At 47.0% G+C, this 19272-nt stretch carries 18 protein-coding genes, 1 pseudogene and 1 riboswitch; of the genes and pseudogenes, 16 read left to right on the forward strand and 3 right to left on the reverse strand.

Features of this window, described 5'->3' with window-relative positions:
• Window positions 1–5: 5 nt before the first annotated feature.
• On the reverse strand, window positions 6–884 hold the full coding sequence (locus tag NE473_RS04905) for an AraC family transcriptional regulator (RefSeq protein ID WP_006773492.1): 879 nt from the start codon (window positions 882–884) through the stop codon (window positions 6–8).
• Between the two features lie 64 nt (window positions 885–948).
• On the reverse strand, window positions 949–2073 hold the full coding sequence (locus NE473_RS04910; protein ID WP_055649348.1) for a C45 family autoproteolytic acyltransferase/hydrolase: 1125 nt from the start codon (window positions 2071–2073) through the stop codon (window positions 949–951).
• A 178-nt stretch (window positions 2074–2251) separates the two neighbouring features.
• On the opposite strand from NE473_RS04910, the gene NE473_RS04915 reads away from it, so the two are divergent.
• Together NE473_RS04915 and NE473_RS04920 are read left to right on the forward strand one after the other, a co-directional pair.
• A complete protein-coding gene (locus NE473_RS04915) occupies window positions 2252–2911 on the forward strand; it encodes a pentapeptide repeat-containing protein (protein WP_055649349.1) in 660 nt (219 codons plus the stop codon).
• A 71-nt stretch (window positions 2912–2982) separates the two neighbouring features.
• Entirely contained in the window at window positions 2983–3927 is a 945-nt protein-coding gene (locus NE473_RS04920; RefSeq protein ID WP_242866077.1) for an AraC family transcriptional regulator, read from the forward strand.
• Window positions 3928–4090: 163 nt separating this feature from the next.
• Here the strand turns inward: NE473_RS04920 and NE473_RS04925 are convergent, their stop codons facing one another.
• Window positions 4091–4786, reverse strand: coding sequence for a GntR family transcriptional regulator (locus tag NE473_RS04925; protein ID WP_022033584.1), 696 nt, complete (start codon window positions 4784–4786; stop codon window positions 4091–4093).
• A 385-nt stretch (window positions 4787–5171) separates the two neighbouring features.
• Here NE473_RS04925 and NE473_RS04930 point away from each other — a divergent pair, with 385 nt between their 5' ends.
• From NE473_RS04930 to NE473_RS04995, 14 genes and pseudogenes are all read left to right on the forward strand, one after another.
• On the forward strand, window positions 5172–5522 hold the full coding sequence (locus tag NE473_RS04930) for a cupin domain-containing protein (RefSeq protein WP_022033583.1): 351 nt from the start codon (window positions 5172–5174) through the stop codon (window positions 5520–5522).
• Window positions 5523–5543: 21 nt separating this feature from the next.
• Window positions 5544–6467, forward strand: coding sequence for an isocitrate lyase/phosphoenolpyruvate mutase family protein (locus tag NE473_RS04935; protein ID WP_006773500.1), 924 nt, complete (start codon window positions 5544–5546; stop codon window positions 6465–6467).
• Window positions 6464–7363 carry an isocitrate lyase/PEP mutase family protein gene (locus NE473_RS04940; protein ID WP_006773501.1) on the forward strand — a complete coding sequence of 300 codons (900 nt, stop codon included), beginning with the start codon at window positions 6464–6466 and terminating at the stop codon, window positions 7361–7363. Before NE473_RS04935 ends, NE473_RS04940 begins: the two co-directional genes overlap by 4 nt.
• 60 nt (window positions 7364–7423) lie before the next feature.
• Window positions 7424–9055 (forward strand): ABC transporter substrate-binding protein, encoded by a 1632-nt coding sequence (locus NE473_RS04945; RefSeq protein ID WP_022033582.1) that lies wholly within the window; start codon window positions 7424–7426, stop codon window positions 9053–9055.
• 85 nt (window positions 9056–9140) lie between these two features.
• A complete protein-coding gene (locus tag NE473_RS04950) occupies window positions 9141–10091 on the forward strand; it encodes an ABC transporter permease (RefSeq protein WP_039891595.1) in 951 nt (316 codons plus the stop codon).
• Between the two features lie 5 nt (window positions 10092–10096).
• A complete protein-coding gene (locus tag NE473_RS04955; RefSeq protein ID WP_006773504.1) occupies window positions 10097–10969 on the forward strand; it encodes an ABC transporter permease in 873 nt (290 codons plus the stop codon).
• Window positions 10969–11975: pseudogene (locus NE473_RS04960) on the forward strand (ABC transporter ATP-binding protein). The gene NE473_RS04955 and the pseudogene NE473_RS04960 overlap by 1 nt, the downstream one beginning before the upstream one ends.
• Window positions 11968–12957, forward strand: coding sequence for an ABC transporter ATP-binding protein (locus NE473_RS04965; protein WP_006773506.1), 990 nt, complete (start codon window positions 11968–11970; stop codon window positions 12955–12957). Before NE473_RS04960 ends, NE473_RS04965 begins: the two are co-directional and overlap by 8 nt.
• A gap of 73 nt (window positions 12958–13030) precedes the next feature.
• Window positions 13031–14209: an MFS transporter gene (locus tag NE473_RS04970; RefSeq protein ID WP_055649351.1), complete on the forward strand. Its 1179-nt coding sequence runs from the start codon at window positions 13031–13033 to the stop codon at window positions 14207–14209.
• A 46-nt stretch (window positions 14210–14255) separates the two neighbouring features.
• Window positions 14256–15626: an MATE family efflux transporter gene (locus NE473_RS04975; RefSeq protein WP_055649352.1), complete on the forward strand. Its 1371-nt coding sequence runs from the start codon at window positions 14256–14258 to the stop codon at window positions 15624–15626.
• Window positions 15627–15885: 259 nt separating this feature from the next.
• Complete coding sequence (locus NE473_RS04980) at window positions 15886–16734, forward strand: EamA family transporter (RefSeq protein WP_055649353.1); 849 nt, start codon at window positions 15886–15888, stop codon at window positions 16732–16734.
• 45 nt (window positions 16735–16779) lie between these two features.
• Window positions 16780–16889: riboswitch (TPP riboswitch) on the forward strand.
• Window positions 16890–17027: 138 nt separating this feature from the next.
• On the forward strand, window positions 17028–17849 hold the full coding sequence (thiM, locus tag NE473_RS04985) for a hydroxyethylthiazole kinase (protein ID WP_055649354.1): 822 nt from the start codon (window positions 17028–17030) through the stop codon (window positions 17847–17849).
• On the forward strand, window positions 17836–18492 hold the full coding sequence (gene thiE, locus NE473_RS04990; RefSeq protein WP_055649355.1) for a thiamine phosphate synthase: 657 nt from the start codon (window positions 17836–17838) through the stop codon (window positions 18490–18492). Before thiM ends, thiE begins: the two co-directional genes overlap by 14 nt.
• 62 nt (window positions 18493–18554) lie before the next feature.
• Complete coding sequence (locus NE473_RS04995) at window positions 18555–19220, forward strand: HAD family hydrolase (RefSeq protein WP_055649356.1); 666 nt, start codon at window positions 18555–18557, stop codon at window positions 19218–19220.
• The last annotated feature ends 52 nt before the right edge of the window (window positions 19221–19272 follow it).

The following is a 19272-nucleotide window of genomic DNA, read 5'->3' on the forward strand; positions in this document are numbered from 1 at the left end:
CCGCCCTAACGGATGGGGATATAGAGATCGATCTGGGACTCTGGATGGTCGTATCCTAAAAAACGCTGATCGTACAATTCAAAATCTTCTCGTGCATCCAGCTTCTCGTTTGTTCCGAGAAACCAGGTTCCCCAGATATAAGAGTAGCTGTCCTGAAGGAGGGAGAGACTGCCGGTGTGAGTGAATACCGCGTAGCGCCCTCCTTTTATGATCTTTGGGATAAATTGATCAGGGAGGCCGTTAAAGCTGCTCACCTCGACAGCAGCAACCTCTGAAAAGAGGACATCTCCGTTCATATTGTAGAGTGTATTGCCCTCTTCACAGGCCTCGCAGATCCCGAACCCTCTCCCGCAGGGGAGCTGGTTGGGAATCTGAGGAGACAGTTCCATGAAGGCGGCCCAGAGGCCGGGTAGAACATTATCGTTCAGCGTGGTGCTGCCGCGCAGCCCTGCGGCCATAATATCAGGCAGTTCCACGATGGCGGGATGGACTGTCAGATTCTTTGTGATGTGCGTGAGGCGTTCCCCCTCCAGCTGCGGTTTGGAACCGATGAATAAATCGAGCCGGTTCTTCCGGTAGGAGGCCGGGCTGGTGAGATACAGCGTTTTGAAGGCCCGGCTGAAGCTTTCCGCAGACTCGAAACCGCAGTCCAGGGCGATATCAAGGATCCGCCTGTCCGTATAGAGCAGTTCCTTGGCAGCCTTGGCGATCCTCCGCTTCCTGATATAGCTGCCTACACTTTCGCCCAACAGAGCGTTAAACTGCCGGGTAAAGTGATAGTAGGAGTATCCGGCCGCGGCTGCCGCATCTTCGACTTTGATGTCTTCACCCAGATGATGTTCGATGTAGAGGATGGCGCGCTCCAGCGCTTTTAAATAGTCCATGGTCAGTCTCCTTATTTCTTTTATAGGATTCGGCCGGATCACCGGTCATTTCAGTTTCATGGGGCTATGCGAACGGATTTGGATCGAAACGAAACATGGTGGGAGCAGCGGGCTCACAGGTGATGGATACGTCGTGTTCCCTGGTGGGGAGCGGTTCGCTTATCCGATACGCATGCCACCCGTTTTCCGCCCGTCCGCCCCAGCATAAATCTATTATACCATCCACCGGATCAATGATCATGCTTTTTGTTGTACCAAAGAAATCTTTATAGCAGTGACAGCAGAGGCCATCCGGATAGGGAGACAGAAGCATGTCTTTTAACTGGTTTACAGTCAGGGTTTCCGAATGGTCTGCCACATTTTTTATGTACTCATACCGTTTCAGGGAGTGTACCATGGCCTCCGGCTCCCGGGAAGCCAGTTCCCGGATTACAGCGTGGTTGGTGGCATGGGTATAGGGAACCGGGGAGGTTTCATTAAGCATACGGACTGCCATGGATCCATCCAGTGTTTCGACGAGTGCGCCGTTACCGGAACGGTCCAGAAGGATCAGATTGATATTATAGGCGATGGGCATGCCCTTTAAAAAGAGGAGTGCTTCTCTGGTATCACGGCAGTTTTCCAGAATCGACCGGATGACAGCCCAATACTGGAGGCCTTTAAGCGCGGGCCGGCGCATACAGTGATCGGCTCCGACCGGAAATCCACAGGAGCTCATGGTGACTGCAAGGCCGTGCTCATTGAAGCCATCCTCGCGTCCAAAGCTTAAGACGCTGGTGCCCATGTGGGTATACCTTCCTTTTACACTGGTTCTGATCAGCTGGAAATCCTCCAGTTCGTCGTTAAATTCATAGTTGCGGGCAATGAGCGGGTGGCCGCCTGCGGTTTTGGAGGGCAGCAGGGCCAGATGGCTGCAGCTGGGCCTTAAGTATGTCATGGCATAGTAGACAACGGATTTCATGGGAACTGCCAGCTCTCCGGCAAAACCGGCGAGTTCCTCGTTCAGCCCCGGACACCACTCGTTAAACATTTTTTCGGCCTCCTGTACTTCATTTTCACCGAAGTTTTCGTATCCTGCAGTGTAGAACTTCTTCATCCTGGGATTTGAGGCGGCCATGCGTCCCAGTGCCTGTCCGATTTCGTAACTGGTGCCGCTGAGCTCCAGCGTTCGCGCCGTAATTGTTTTCATAAGAAAAATCCTCCTGTTGACTGTTTGATGAACTGCAATGCTATCTTAACGTAAAGAGGAAATTTAATCTTGACATTTTCTGCGGGAATCGATGCATGATCTTTTGACCTTTTTCCTGGTATATGGCATAATGGAAGCATCGTGCATTTGATCATGTATCAGAAAGGAAAAGGAACGTATGGCTGGAATAAAACTGGCAGAGCCGTGGCTGCCTGAAGTATATGAACTTGTAACGGGGGAGACGGAGCTTCTTCATCAGTGCAGGGAAGAGGACGAGCGGATTCAGAATGCATATTTAAAGAATATGGAGGCACAGGAGGAAGATTTTTCCGGACTCTGTTTTTCAAGGGTAAAGTTTGAAAACTGCAGTTTTGAGGGATGTAATTTTGAAAAGGCGGAATTCAGCGATGTGATGTTTGTCTCCTGTAACTTTTCCAACTGTCTGTTCCGCGACAGCTTTCTCAGACGGGTGTCATTTCAGCGGTCAAAGGGGACAGGGGCCAGGATGACAGAGAGCAGCTTAAAGGATGTGTCGATCATGGAATGCAGTATGCAGTATTTGAATTTAGACGACTCGAAGCTGGAATCTTTCCGGGTGGAAGACAGCGATTTAGAAAATGGTAATTTCGCGCAGTGCAGGTGCAAAGGCGTTACGTTCAGTCAGGTCAGTCTTCAGAATGCCAGCTTTTTTAAGACTCCGCTTAAGGGAATGGACTTTACCACCTGCGACATCAAGGGGCTGGTGCTTTCCGATGAGTGTTCTGAGGTGCGGGGCGCGGTCATGGATCTATATCAGGCGGCGGAACTGGCGAAGCGGCTGGGGATAGTCATTAAGTGACATAATCTGTACGCGAAATGAAAAGAAAGCGGCCGGTAAATTTGATAATATATGGAGTGACGGAGGTAATTATGAACAGCAGCAAAACATTCAATGACGTAATCCTGTATTTGGAAAAAATAATTCCTGATGGCTGTGAAATCGATTATCATGAAATATCCAGAATAGCCATGAGTCCGGCCGCATTGTTTCAGCGTATTTTCAATTTTATCTCGGGGATCAGCATTTCTGATTATGTAAGAAAACGTAGATTGACACTGGCCGGCTATGAGCTTAAAAATACGGATATTTCTGTTCTCGACGCAGCGGTAAAATACGGTTTTCAGTCTCATTCTTCTTTTTCCCGGGCCTTTAAGGAACATCACGGGATAACGCCTTCACAGGCCAGAATGAAAAATGCCCGGCTAAATGATTACCTTCCGATCAATTTTTCAGATATGAGATTTGTAGGAGGAAAACGTATTATGGCTGAAATGAAACGCATCATTTATAAGGATACACCCGAACGGCTCATGGCGGGGCTGCCCCGGGAAACCAGCTTTACCGACGCCGGCTTTGTGTGGCAGGAATTTTTTCAGGGAGATACCATTGAAAAACTGGACAGGCTGGAGGACGTCAAATGCTGTGATGACATAGACGAAAATGACGGAATTGGTTTCATGTACGACTTTAGTGACAGAATGAATTTTAAGATAGTGATAGGCGACTTTGTCCGGATGCAGACGGAAATACCGGAGGGACTGTTCGTAAAACACATACCCAAAGGCCGGGCGGCTTATGTTCAGATTGAGGGCAGCAATGTGGCGGAAATCCTTGATTCCGCTTACCTGCTGATTACGGAAGCGATTGAGAAAACAGGCGGAACCATAGACTTCGACAACTTTTACTGGTGTGAGATTTATACCCATGAGCGTTATTCGGAACCGTTTGCAAGGGGAGAAAAAGTCGTGATTGATTATATGATGCCGGTGAAGGCGGATGCGGAGACAACCGGGGAATGTCCGGAAGTGAAGTAAGGGGGATTGGGAAATAACTATCATATTTGATATAATTCGTATGGAAAGGAAGAACGGACGGCAATATGCAGCCCGCTCTTCCTTTCCTGTTTTTTCGTATATACCGAGTCAAAGTCTCTTTTTCAAATCCTGTCAATCTCAGGTTTTTAACTGCGAAATGCTTTTAACTGCTCCAGTCTTTTAGCTGCTTCTTATAAGTCTCGGGCGGCGTCGTGTTATAAGCCTGAAGGGAATAGAAGTAATCGAGAGCTGCCCGCCGGCAGGATTCCACATGTGTTTTCATCAGGGCCTGCGCTTTATCCACGTCTTTTTCCAACAGCGCATCGAGAATTCCCATGTGCTCCGCTCTGGCATCGTGTATCTGTACCCGGTTCTGTTTGCTGGCGATAATGACTCTCGTATTATCATCAAAGACCCTGTGCATCATATCGATAATATAACGGTTTCCGCAGTACTCAATGATAAATAAATGCATGGCAGTGTCCAGACGGAAGCTGTTGGGAATATCCTCAAAGTCCTCCAGAAACTTTCCGCGGAACTGGATCAGTTCGCTTTCCGGCAGATAGGGGGCGGCCATGCGGAGCGCAACCGGCTCAATCTCTATTCTGGTCTGAAAAATCTGAAGTACATCGCTCAGTAAGATATCTGATACGTAAATTCCCTTCTTCGGCATGATCTTTACAAATCCATCGGATTCCAGCCTGCTGATGGCTTCACGGACAGGAGTGCGGCTGAATCCGAGATCTTCAGCCAGGCGCGCCTCGTTAAGAAGTGTCCCCGGCTCGTAAGTACAGTCCAGTAACCGCTCCTTTATTGTTTCATAAGCTTTATTTTTTAAATCCCGATTGTTTGCTGCCATGGTTTTACGCTCCTATTCTTTGGGTGTAAAGTATACAATAAGTATATTATACAACGGTTAAGACAAAACAACAAGTATAATTTTTCGTTATGATTTTACCAATCGAACATAGGATTCCCATATTTTTACAATTCAATTTCGAAAATTATCCATTATAATAAAGTTATGGAACTGCGTAAAATGATAAAAAAATAGATTGGTAAAACAGATATATGTAAAAAGTGCACAAAAAAACAGACGGGATATCTCTGATTTGTTGATTGAAAATGAGATAATCTTGTTGTATACTATAGATACATATCAAGTATGCATTAATGCGGAAAACGCGGAGATATGAATTTGCAGCTCGTTGGAAACGAGAAAAGAAAGGGGGGACCAGCTGAAAATGATTAAGAGAGCGGAAGAATTAGTGACAGAACACAAGCCCAGCCCGTTTAACGGACCGGGAACCATTTCCTGTAAGGAGCTGCTGAAGGTACCGGAGGAAATGTACAATAAGGGCCGCTTCTTCGGGCATACCACGGTAATGCCTGGATCAGGAATTGGCTATCATGTCCACGAGAAGGAGTCAGAGACCTACTATATTTTAAAAGGAACAGGACGGTTTAATGACAACGGTACGATCCAGACCGTGAAGCCGGGAGATGTGACATTTACCGGCGCAGGAGAAGGACACGGTCTGGAGGCGGTGGGGGAAGAACCGCTGGAAGTGATTGCGCTTATTTTGTTTCAGTAAAGATACAGGAGGAGGATAAAAATGAATATTCCTACACTGCAGTCAGTTTTGGCTGAAGGTCAACTGATTGCTCCGGATACATTTGATGGAATTTCCACCCGGGCAGCAGAGTATATGGGCTGTAAGGGCGCTTTGCTCAGTGCATCGGCATTAACTCATACCGTACATGGGACGCCGGATGAGGGTACCTTAAGCACATCAGAAATGGTGTGGTCCCTGACTCGTTTTGTAGAAGACAACTGCAGTATTCCTCTGATTGTTGAGGTACGCAGCGGTTTCAGTGATAACCTTCGTATCATGCCCTATGATTTGGAACGTATTGTAAAGGCAGGAGCAGCGGCCATGCTGTTGGATGACCGCACTTTTGGCTGCGGAAGCGATTCCCCTGAGATTACTTTGGTAAGTCCTGAGGTATTTGCCAGGAAAGTTGCCATTGCTGTAGAGGCTGCTTCTAATACGGATTGCATGGTGCTGGCCCGCAGCTACGCTGCAGATCAGGCAGATGCCATTGCCAGGTGCAAAGCAGCGCAGGCTGCAGGGGCACAGATGGTAGGAGCCGTGTGTATGCATACGGAGGACGATGCCAGAGAGTTTGCCGGGGCGATTGCCGGTTCTAAGCTTTGGAGTGATTTAACCGTAAAAGATGGAAGCCCGGAGGTGTCGGCAGAGACACTGATGGAACTTGGGTATGGACTGGTTTTCATCACGTTTATGGAAAAAGCCTCATGGTTCGGCGATATAGATTTTGGAACCAAAAACTGGGCTAATAAGAATACCGTATATGCCGATCTACATGATTTTGATGGTTATCTGCTGGATGAGGAAGGAAATTTGAGAGACTATCATTATATATTCAGTTACTGGAAAAAATGGATGCCTCTTGAGAAAAAATTTGAAGATTTAAGTGAGCTGGGAAAAGAAGCGTTCCAGGAGGTGAAGAAATGAAAAAGAAAATAACCGGAATGGAGCTTTTTGAAAAAGGAGAGCAGGTATTTGCTCCCTGTGTATATGACTGTATGACTGCCATGGCTGCAGAGAGAAGCGGATATCCATGTATGATGTTAAGCGGCGGAGCCATTGCATACAGTATGGATGGCCAGCCCGATATGGCTTTTGGGACTTTGGATGAGGTTATCACAATTGTGGAAGCGATTACCAATTGTACTGATATACCATTACTGGTGGATTTTGATGATGGCTATGGAGAAAGTCCGGCAGTTATTTACCGGAATGTAAAAAGGCTGATTCGTGCGGGCGCCGCAGGCTTTACATTAGATGACAGTACAGGCCATCGTGGTTTTGAGCGTATGGAGTATTACAATGCCAATCCGGACGAAGTAAATCCTGCTTTATTGGATCCTTCCTACAAGACCATCAGAAGGGATCACTGGCTGTCTAAAATCAAAGCCGCAGTAGCTGCCTGTGAAGGGACTGGCTGTGTGTGTATCGCCCGTACAGAATCGGGACCATCCTACGGGATGGATGAGGCGATTACCCGCTGTGTTCTTGCTAAGAAACTGGGAGCACCTATGACTACCGTATGTGGCGGAATGAATGACCTGGCCATGGGAACCAGGGTTGCACAAAAGGATTTGGGCTGGAAAATGTGGCCTGACGTTATTGTGGTAAATGGTAAGCCGTGTGTTGAACTGGAAGATATTAAAAAGCTGGATTTCAATCTGGTGACCATGCATGTGTTTGAAAAAGCCGCGTTGTACGGCATGATTAAATACGGCATGGAGGATTTAAGAGAAAAAAACGTAGTATACAGCACCGGACACGCCATGGGAGGCCTGACAGATGACGAGCAAAAAAAGATTATTTCCATGCGCAGAATGTAAGAAAATTGTACTGGGTACATCAATTATAGTATCAGATAATAATACGAGGGAGGAAGCAAAATGAAAAAATTGATTGCAGTGGTGTTGGCAGTTACCATGAGCATGTCTTTGGCAGCATGTGGAAGCAAAAGTGCCAGTGAGACAATGGCTGGTGAGAGCAAGGCGAATGAAAGTGAGGTTACCACAAGTAAGGAAGCTGGGGAGGAAAGTACTGCGGCCCCTGCTGCAGAAAGCGGTGAACCTGTTTCTGGAGGAACGGTTAATATTCCTATTACAGATGATCCGACTACCCTGCAGGGCTGGATGCTGCGCAACTCGAATGAATCCGTTCTTGCACCTGCCATATATGAAACTTTGCTGCAATATGACGAAACCGGTAAACCGCAGCCATATCTGGTAGAATCCTTTGAAGGAGATCCGGAGGCACTGACCTACACAATGGTAGTAAAGGATGGAATTACCTTCCAGGATGGGACTCCGCTGGATGCGGAAGCGATAAAGTGGAATCTGGATTACTATAAGGAAAATGGTGTTTTGACAGGATCTTACTTTAATTATGTGGACAGTGTTGAAGTGGTTGACGAAAAAACAGTTGTAGTACATATGTCAAAATGGGATGCACTGTTTGATTACGGTCTGGCCCGTACCTGCTATATCTGCAGCCCTTCTGCAGTGGAATCCCTTGGGGTAGATGGGTTTAACGAGACACCTGTCGGAACCGGTGCATTTAAGGTGACGAAATGGGTGCATGGAGAAGGCATCTATACAGAAAGATATGATGGATATTGGCGTGGAACACCTTACTTAGACGGTGTCAACTTTAAGATTTATGCTTCCACAGCGACGCAGCAGGCGGCCTTGGAAGTAGGAGATCTCGATATTATGAATCTGTCAGGTGATGCGATCACAGCTGATGCATTAAAGGCTAAGGGATATTCACTGACCAATGCCGCTATTCCTTCTACTGGTTACACTCTTTGCTTTAACAGCCAGGCAGATGGTCCGTTAAAGGATCTGCGTGTACGTCAGGCGATTGCATATGCTGTAGATTCAGATGCAATCTGCGAATCTCTCCTGGGGAACGGTGCTTATGGAACAGCATCTACCCAGTGGGCCGTTTCCAGTTCAGCAGAATATAACAGTGAAGTTACAGGCTATGGATACGATGTGGAAAAGGCTAAGGCTCTTCTGAAAGAAGCAGGATATGATAATGGTTTTGAACTGACAATTAATTTCCAGGTAGGGGATTTTGCAAAGAGTGTCTGCCAGATTATTCAGGCGGAACTTCAACAGGTCGGCATAACTGTAACATTAAATCAGATTGAAGTTGCCAATTATGCAAACTATCTTGGAGAATGGGACGGCATTTTATTCCATCCCATGGGTCTGGGAAATGGTCAGTTCTCCCAGGTTGCAGCCAATATGATTCCAGGCGCCAGATTCGGCGGAGCTACATTCCTGCATGATGACAAATCGGTAAGCCTTATTAATGAAGCAATTGTATCTGATCAGGAAACTTTAAGCAAAAACTTAAAGGAAGCGGTCAAGATTCTGTTCCAGGATAATGTAGAGCTTTATACTGTATCAATAACCTATTCTACTGCAGTGACCAGTCCGAAACTTCATGGTGATTACGGAGCAGTTCAGCAGTATGTCGCTACATGGAATGAACTGTGGAAAGAGGCTGAATAATTTTTACTATTAGAAAATGGGCATGCGTTACCAGCCTGAGATGTGACGTATGCCCTGTTTTGTGCAGGAAAAGGTGGTGATTATTATGGGTCGATATATTTTAAAGAGATTAGGAATATCTGTTGCAGTCATATTTTTGGTCTCTGTAATTTCTTTTACATTGGTTCATATGCTTCCCGGAGATCCGGCTGTTCTGGCTCTCGGCTCGGAAGCATCAGAACAGGATATTGCAACCTTCCGCGAGAAATACTATCTGGATCGTCCCATAGTGGAACAGTATTTCATCTGGATTACAGATACACTCCGCGGAGATTTAGGCGATTCTATTACTTACAGCCGTCCGGTATTAACCTGTCTGGCTGAAAGACTGCCCCGTACCATATCCATAGGTCTGCCCGCTTTGATTCTTTCCAGTATCCTGGGGATCCTGTGTGGTATTATCAGTGCCATACGGCGTGGAAAATTTATTGATAACCTGATTACATTTGTCAGTACCATAGGACTCGGGGCGCCACAGTTCTGGCTTGGTATCGTGGGAATCTATATTTTCGGCATGAAGCTGGGCTGGCTGCCGCTGTCCGGATATGTATCGCCAGGTGAAAATTTCGGTCAATACATCTACTATGGAGTCATGCCGATTCTGATCCTTTCATTTAGTCTTCTGGCATCGGTCGCACGGCAGACACGGTCAAATATGCTGGAGGTCGTGAACCAGGATTATATCCGTACGGCACGTGCCAATGGGCTGGCTGAAAAAAGTGTTATTTACAAGCATGCGCTTAAAAATGCATTAATTCCTGTTATTACTACCATAGGCCTGCAGGTACGCGTTGTAGTAGGCGGTTCCCTGATGGTAGAGCAGGTGTTCAATATTGCCGGTATTGGTACTTTAATTGTAAGTGCGATTAACGGCAGAGACTATATGGTGGTACAGGGCTGTGTATTTGTGATTTCCGTGTTTACAGTTCTGGTTAACTTTTTGATTGATTTACTATATGGATTCGTGGACCCGCGTATCCGTAAGTCCTGGAGGTGAGCCGTATGTCAAAGAAAAATTCAAAACGTGCAGTTGGCATGAAACGCTTCTTCCGGATATTCTTCAGCCGGGGCTGGGTGACTAAGCTGTGTTTCGGTATCATCACAGCGTTTGTATTTATTGCTGTTTTTGCACCGGTTTTAACCCGGTATACTCCTTATGAACAGAATCTTCGCTATATTTTGGCCGGACCCAGCGGTGAGCATTTACTTGGCTGCGATAATATTGGACGGGATACTTTGACAAGACTTTTGTATGGTGCCAGAGTATCTCTGATTACAGGCCTGCTGTCCAGTATATGGGCGGCCATACTGGGAACCTCGATCGGTCTGATTGCCGGTTACGTAGGCGGATGGCTCAATACACTTGTGATGCGGATTACGGATGCAATGATTGCCATACCCCCTATTATATTTACGATGGTACTTTCAGCCATGGTAACAGGAAACCTGATAGGTATCAGCGTTGTCATTGGAGTTTCGATCATTCCCAGTTACATCCGTATGGTAAATGGTCTGGTAATCAGCCTGAGGGAAAATGATTACGTTACAGCTTCCAATCTGATCGGACAGAAGCCGCTTGTAATTATGTTCCGTCATCTGTTACCCAATTGTCTGGCTTCCCTGATTGTTACCTTTACCATGAACGTAGGAACGGCCATCATGCTGGAATCTACTCTCAGTTACTTAGGCGTGGGAATTATTCCTCCTACACCTGCCTGGGGGGTTATGGTTTCGGAAGGTTATAAGTATCTGTTTAATCAGCCGCTGGTAGCGATTCTTCCCGGTATCTGTATTATGCTGGTGGTGATTGCCTTTAACGTCGTAGGTGATGCACTCCGTGATGCCCTGGATCCAAGACTGAGGGGGAAAATATAATGGAAGAGAAAAAAGTATTATTAGATGTGAAAAATCTTCGTACCTCCTTTTTTACGGAGGCAGGGGAGGTAAAATCAGTTAATGATGTAAGCTTTCATGTAAATGAAAGAGAAGTTGTCGCGGTGGTTGGTGAGTCTGGAAGTGGAAAGTCTGTAACTCAGCTGTCTGTTCTGCAGCTTATACAGTCTCCTCCGGGAAAAATTCTTGGAGGCGAGGTCTGGTTTGAAGGTGAGAATCTGTTAACCTATTCCAAAAAGCAGATGTGCAATATCCGCGGAAATGGTATTTCCATGATATTTCAGGAGCCTATGACCAGCTTAAATCCGGTTTATACGATTGGAAACCAGCTGACAGAGGTCCTTCGGGCGCATCATAAGAATATGAGTAAACAGGAGGCATGGAAGAGAGGCGTTGAAGCTCTGGCTGCAGTAGGCATTCCAGACCCGGAAGCACGCATGAAAAACTATCCGTTTGAAATGAGTGGAGGGATGCGCCAGAGGGCCATGATTGCCATCTCTGTGGCATGTAATTCCAAGCTGATTATAGCGGATGAGCCGACCACAGCTTTGGATGTAACAACGCAGGCTCAGGTTATGGAGCTTCTCCTCTCTCTTGTGGAAGAGAAGGGGACTTCCATCATAGTAGTCACGCATAATCTGGGGCTGGTAACCCGTTACGCGGATCGTATTTATGTCATGTATGCCGGGCGCATTGTGGAGTCAGGTACTACAGAAGCTCTTTTGACCAATCCGAGACATCCCTATACTCTTGGACTCCTGGCTTCCGTACCCAAACTGGTTGACAATCGGAATGAGAAGTTAATTCCAATTGAGGGTGCTCCGCCTAACCTGGCAAACATCCGGAATACTGTTCCTTCTACCCAAGATGTCCATATGCGTGCGATAAGTGCAGAAATGCAGCAGCACCTGAACTTCGGCCCATTGACGGGAACGGCCATTTTATGGCCTGCCATCTGGATGTGAGAGGGGGGAAAACAAGTGCCTGAAAAAGAAACACTGTTAAAAGTAGAAAATTTAAAAATGTATTTCCCCGCTGCCAAATCTGTCTTTGGAAAGACAACTTCCTGCGTGAAGGCAGTAGATGATGTTTCTTTTGAAGTGGAAAAAGGGAAAACCTTCGGTCTGGTAGGGGAATCAGGATGTGGAAAGACAACTACAGGAAAATGTATTTTGAGGATCAATACACCGACAGAGGGTCATATTTACTATAAGGGAATGGATCTCAGCAGAGCATCAAAAGATGAGATTAAATCGATTCGCAGGGAGATTCAGCTGATTTTCCAGGATCCCTATGGTTCTCTGGATCCCCGTCAGTCTGCATACTCGATTATTAAAGAGGCCGTGGTTACCGGCAGGGAAAAATATACGGAGGCCGCCGTGGCCGCCAGAGTGAAGGAACTGTTGGAGACCGTGGAATTATTACCGGAAATGGGAGACCGGTATCCACATGAAATGAGCGGTGGTCAAAGGCAGCGACTTGGGATTGCAAGAGCTCTGGCCTGTAATCCGGAACTGATTGTTTGCGACGAACCGGTCTCTGCCCTGGATGTATCCATACAGGCCCAGGTCATCAATTTGTTTCAATCGCTTCAGGAGCGTCTTGGGCTTACCTATGTATTTATTGCTCACGATCTGGCAGTGGTGCGTCATATTGCCGATGTAATCGGAGTCATGTATCTGGGACATATTGTTGAGATTATGGATGCAGCGGAAATCTATACCAATCCGATCCATCCCTATACGAAGGCACTGCTTTCCGCGGTTCCAATAACGGATTATTATGAGGAGAAGAAAAGAAACCGCATTCTTCTGGAGGGAGAGGTTCCGAGCCCGATTCATGCACCTTCTGGCTGTCCGTTCCATCCCCGGTGTGCTTATGCAACGGATGCCTGCAGGACAGAGGTTCCTTCCCTTAAGGATGCAGGGGGAGGCCATCTCGTAGCATGCCATCTTTCTAAAAAGAACTGATAGTAGGGCCCGAATGCTGCATGTTCAGCGTTTCGGGCCATTTTTAAGGACTGGAATATACAGAGGAGATTCTATGATACAAAATAAAAAAGCAACGTCCTATACCCTTGTGGCACTCTCCTTTTTGACGCTGGCTTCCAGTGCGGTAAGTCCGGTACTGGCCAGTGTGGGAGAAGCTTATCCGGATATCCCTTCCACCATGATTTCACTTCTTACCACCATCCCCTCACTTTTGGCGATTCCCATGACTCTGTTCTGCGGGCAGATAGCCGGAAAAAAAGTGTCTTACCGTGTGTTGACAGTCTGTGGTCTGACTTGTAATCTGATCAGTGGCGTTGCTCCGTTTTTTACTCATAATTTTTATCTGATTCTTTTGTGGAGAGCTCTGTTTGGCTGTGGAACGGGTATTCTGACTCCATTAATCATGCCTGTCATGATGTCTGTTTTCCGCGGGGCTGAGGTGCATCAGCAAGCCAGCTTAAATGCTGTTTCTACTAATATTGGAGCTGTAATGTTCCAGATGATGGGCGGTGTAGCGTGTGCCAGATGGGGCTGGCAGGCAACCTTTTTGATCTATGTTGTGGTACTTCCTGCATTGTTGATAGTTATAAGATTCATGCCGGAGCCTCCTGCCCTTACCGATGAGGAAAAAAATAAAAAAATTCCGCTTTCCATGTTTCGCCCTATATTGAAATGGTGTAATCTTTACTTTGTTCATATGATATTGTTCTATGTCTGCGTTACAGAAACTTCTGATGTAGTGATGAAGAGTGGATTTGGAAGTTCCATGACAGCTGCAGTAATTTTATCTCTGGTTACCCTGTCAGGAGTAGCCGGCGGCTGGCTTTATAAATTTATTAACAAATGGGAGATACGTGCTTTGGGAGGGGCATACCTATTCCTGTCGGTCGGTTATCTGCTGATGGCTTTGAGCTCTAATGCTGTTATTATGGGGGTGGGAGCAATGCTGGTTGGAATTGGGTTTGGCGTGAATATGCCTGCTCTTCAGGTATTTGTCGGACTGGAGATACCAGGTTATGCCCGAAGCAATGCAGCCTCTTTTCTGAATGTTTTCGGAAGCCTGGGCAGCTTTCTTTCCAAGTTTATTATGACTGCCATTGCAGGTATGTTTGGCTATGAGAACGGCCGCTTTAATTTTGTTGTCTGCGTTAACGCATATCTCGTTATGGCACTGTTCTGTTTTTTGACGGGACAAAAAAAGAGGCACTCTGACGTTGTTTTATGTAAATAAGATCGAAACGATTACAGGCTGCCTGATATGGGAATGAGGGGATTTTATGAAACCAGCTTCTGGAAACAAAGAAAATAAAATGGGAACTATGAAAATACCATATTTGCTGTTCAATATGGCGTGTCCGCTTACCGTCTCATTAATGGTACAGGCTATGTACAATATTATTGACAGCCTTTTTATATCACGCTTGGGTGAAAATGCTCTGGCCGCTATTTCTCTGGCAGTTACCGCACAAAACCTGATGAGTTCTACTGCAGCGGGCCTGGGAGTAGGAATTAATGCGCTGGTAACTTCCTGTCTTGGAAAAAAGGACCGGGATCAGGCTTCTGCAGCAGCTTTAAACGGGATTTTGATTGAATTTTTCTGTATGCTTATTTTTCTGATTTTTGGCTTATTTTTTACCGAAGCGTATTTTCTGCTGCAGACGGATAATAGGGAAATCATTTTTTATGGAGTGCAGTATTTGCAGCTTTGTATGATAGGTTCCTTCGGAATCTTCGGGGAAGTTACGTTTGAATGTCTGTTACAGGCTACGGGTAAGAATACATGTACGATGGTAACTCAGGGAACTGGGGCTGCAATTAATATACTTCTGGATGCAGTGTTTATTTTCGGCATGTTTGGATTTCCTGCTATGGGGATCCGGGGGGCCGCGCTGGCTACGGTATGCGGCCAGTGGATTGCCATGGGTCTGGCTGTCTGGTTAAACTTAAGAAAAAATACAGAACTGTCCTTTTCTCTGAAACGGTTTCGTCCGGATCGCCATATGATGGCTGCTGTTTTTCGCGTAGGAATTCCTACGACAGTCATGGCCTCTGTCACTTCTCTTATGTCGTTCCTGATGAACCGTCTTGTGGCAGCGTATTCTACGACGGCGGTGGCGGTATTTGGGATTTACAACCGCCTTCAGCATTTTGTCCAGACCCCAATGATCGGTATAAACAGCAGTATGGTTTCTATTGCAGCCTATAATTATGGAGCAAAAAATAAAAAGAGGATAATGGCTTCTGTGAAATGGGGACTGATCTATGGCTGTTTTATTATGGCCTTGGCTTCATCCTGTTTTGTTTTCTTTCCGGAAGCCTTGATGTCACCTTTTCAGCCTACGCGGGAGATGCTGCGGGTAGGTATTCCGATTTTTCGCATTGTTGGATTTACTTTTCTGCTTTCCCCGGTTTCTGTGATTTGCAGTTCGTTGTTTCAGGGGCTTGGCAATGGCCATTACAGCCTGATCGTAACTACGTCCAGGCAGTTGGTGATCAGGATTCCGCTGGCTTATTTTCTGGCTCAGTTTGGAGATATGGCTCTTATCTGGTTTTGCTGGCCGATTTCGGAAGTATGCTCTATTCTAATCAGCATATTCCTTTTTTTAAGGATATATAAAAGAAGAATCCTATTGCTGGAAACTGATTAGCACTGGCAGAATAGTCAGGACTGCACGGATTAGAGTGTATGATCCCTTCTTTAACATGATATGGGGATATGTTTGAACCGGCTATAATTAGGAAACCAGCTTGACTTCACGATATAATTTAGTATGATAGAAGATATGTGACAGGATTTTGTTGAAATAACATAGATTTATGATTGTTTTATGGCCATGAAGTCGGTAAATTTAAAGCCGCTCAATTGCTGCATTTACAAAAGATCATACGAAAAGGGAGAACAGTAAAATGATAGAACTGATACTCGCCCTGCTCTGCAGTGCTTCCATGGCGATTGCGCTGCGTCTGTCGGGGCGGCCAAACAGCAGCCGATACGGGCTTCTTGTGGGAAATTATTTAACCTGTGTGCTGATGGCCTGGCTTTCCCTGTCAGAAAAAACGGTATTACCCGTAAGCGGAGCCATGTGGACAGCTATGGCTGCCGGGGTATTCAACGGATTTATTTTTCTGGCGGATTTGCTGTTGTTTCAGTTGAATATCCGGAAAAATGGCGCAGTGCTGGCAACCACATTTTCAAAACTGGGGCTTTTGATTCCTGTAGGAGCTTCGATTCTTTTTCTGGGAGAGCGGCCGACGGCGCTTCAGATGGTGGGGATGCTTTTAGTACTGGCTGCGATTTTACTGATCCACTTTGAGAAAGGAGAGGCAAAAGCCTCATTTAAAACAGGGCTTCTTTTGCTGCTCCTTTTTTACGGGATTGGAGATGGTATGGCAAAGGTATTTGAACATATTGGAGAACGGCGTTATGACGGCCTTTTTCTGTTTTATACGTTTATAACCGCTCTGTTCTTAAGTTCATCCCTTTTCGCCGCAGAACTTAAACGGGAAAAGAAGAAACTGCAGGCGGCGGAGCTTCTTAGCGGAATTACGGTGGGGGTGCCGAACTATCTTTCCAGCCTTCTGCTGTTAAAGGCAGTGACGAAGCTGCCTGCCTATGTGGTATATCCGTGCTACAGCGTTGGCGCCGTGCTGGTGGTCTGTGTTGTAAGCATACTGTTTTTAAAGGACCGGATGACGAAGCACCAGGCGTTTGGGTGCGGTGTGATTCTGGCTGCGCTTGTATTGCTGAATGTATGAAATAGATACTTGAATTTTTTCTCATCCGTAGTATAATAAATTTTGTAATCGAAAACGGGGTGCTCGTGCAAAGCGGGCTGAGAGTAGGCTGTACTGCCTTAACCCATTAACCTGATTTGGATAATGCCAACGTAGGGAACATAGAAAAGCATGTGTTTTTATGCTGCAATGATACCTGTGGGGCCTCATTGCAGCTTTTTTTGTTTCTTAAAATGCAAGTTTTGCGGAACAAAATTTATCCGGCCTGCCGGATTCTTATGCTTTTAAATCCTTACCACAAAAAGGAGGATATCATGTTAAAGGAATGTCTGGAAAATGTCAGAAAGAAAGCGCCGCTGGTACACAACATCACGAATTACGTCACGGTTAACGACGTGGCCAACATTCTGCTGGCCTGCGGAGCCAGCCCGATTATGGCCGATGACAGAAATGATGTGGAGGACATCACCACAATCTGCAGCGGTTTAAACATTAATATCGGAACACTGAATCAAAACACCGTTCCGTCCATGCTTCTGGCGGGGAAAAGAGCCAACGAGCTGGGACATCAAGTACTGCTTGATCCAGTCGGTGCCGGTGCGGGTACCTTTCGTACTGAGACTGCACTAAACCTGATGAAAGAAGTTCGGTTCGATGTAATTCGCGGAAATATTTCCGAAATTAAGACGCTGGCCCGGGGTTTTGGCAGAACAAAGGGCGTCGATGCCGATGCGGCTGACGCTGTCACGGAGGAAACGCTTTCCTCTGCCATTACGTTTGTGAAGGAGATGGCTGCGGGCCTTGGCTGCATCATTGCCGTTACCGGTGCGATTGACCTGGTATCGGATGGAAGCAGGACCTTTGTGATTCGCAACGGACGGCCGGAAATGGGGCAGATCACCGGAACCGGCTGTCAGCTGTCCGGGCTTATGACCGCTTATCTGGCAGCGAATCCGGACAACCTGCTGGAGGCCGCAGCCGCATCTGTCTGCGCCATGGGACTGGCGGGTGAGATTGGCTGGAGCCATTTGGAAAGCTTCGAGGGCAATGCTACGTACAGGAACCGTATCATCGACGCAGTTTGCCAAATGGATGGTGATACTCTGGAGAAGGGGGCACGCTATGAAATTAGATAAAAAAAGCCTGCTGTTATATGCAGTGACAGACAGGAGCTGGCTTGGGGAAGAGACTCTGTACAGCCAGGTGGAGCGGGCGCTGAAGGGAGGCGCCACGATGATTCAGCTGAGAGAGAAAGAAATGACGGAGGAGTCTTTTATCGCCGAGGCACAGTCCATAAAAGAATTGTGCGGGCGATACGGTGTGCCTTTTATCATCAACGACAGCACCGCGGTCGCGGCGGCCGTGGATGCGGATGGTGTCCATGTGGGCCAGAGTGACATGGAAGCAGGTGATGTCCGCAGGAGGCTTGGAAAAAACAAGATTATCGGCGTATCTGCGCAGACGGTGGAGCAGGCGCTTCTGGCAGAAAAGCAGGGAGCCGACTATCTGGGAGTAGGAGCCGTGTTTCACACAGGAACGAAAAAGGATGCCAGCGACGTGAGCCTCCAGACACTGAAAGCCATCTGTGGGGCGGTACAGATTCCGGTTGTGGCAATCGGAGGAATTACAGCAGATAATATGAAACAACTCGCCGGAAGCGGCATCTGCGGTGTGGCAGTCGTGAGCGCCATTTTTGCAGAGGCAGATATCGAGGCAGCAGCCAGAAAATTAAAACGCGCCGCTGCCGAAACAGCCGATGCGGGAAATGAAGCGGACTGAGAAGAGAAGCAGAATACGAAGAAAAGCAGGCTGATAAAAGTGCCGTCAGAAAGGAAAAAAACGTGGAAGGAGCCATCTTTGATATAGACGGAACGCTCCTGGATTCCATGTCTATGTGGGATCATGCGGGAGAGTGGTATCTGGAACACTCAGGCAGAAAAGCCGAACCGGGACTGGGGAGAATTTTACTGCCCATGAGTATGGAGCAGGCCGCAAATTACATGAGAGAACAGTATGGTCTGGATCAGACCGAAGCGGAGATTGTAAAGGGCGTGGAGGAAACCGTAAGCCGTTATTACCGGGAGGAGGTTCTTCCAAAACCGGGAGTAAAGGAGTTTCTAACCCGGTTGGAAACCCACGGCTTTCAGATGGCGGCCGCGACCTCCAGCAGCCGGACGGAGGTGGAGGCGGCGCTTTCCCGATGCGGTCTTAAACCGTTTTTTAAGCAGATATTTACCTGTACGGAGACCGGGGCGGGCAAGGACCGGCCGGATATCTATTACGCGGCGCTGTCCTGTCTCGGTACGGAGAAAATTCGTACATGGGTGTTTGAGGATGCCCTGTATGCGGCGGAAACCGCGAAAACGGCAGGTTTTCCGGTCGCAGGCGTCTATGATGAAGCCAGTGAAAGAGACCAGGAAGAGCTAAAACGGATTTCAGATTATTATTTAAAGGATTTCAATGATTTTCCCGCCTTTTTCCGGATTGCTTCCGGAGGCGGCAAATGAAAATGAAATAGAGCAAGGCGGCGGCCGCTGTTAACAGATCGGGACAGCACCG

Origin of the sequence: Hungatella sp. SL.1.14 (genome assembly GCF_024460495.1) — a bacterium.
Taxonomy (GTDB): Bacteria; Bacillota; Clostridia; order Lachnospirales; family Lachnospiraceae; genus Hungatella; species Hungatella hathewayi.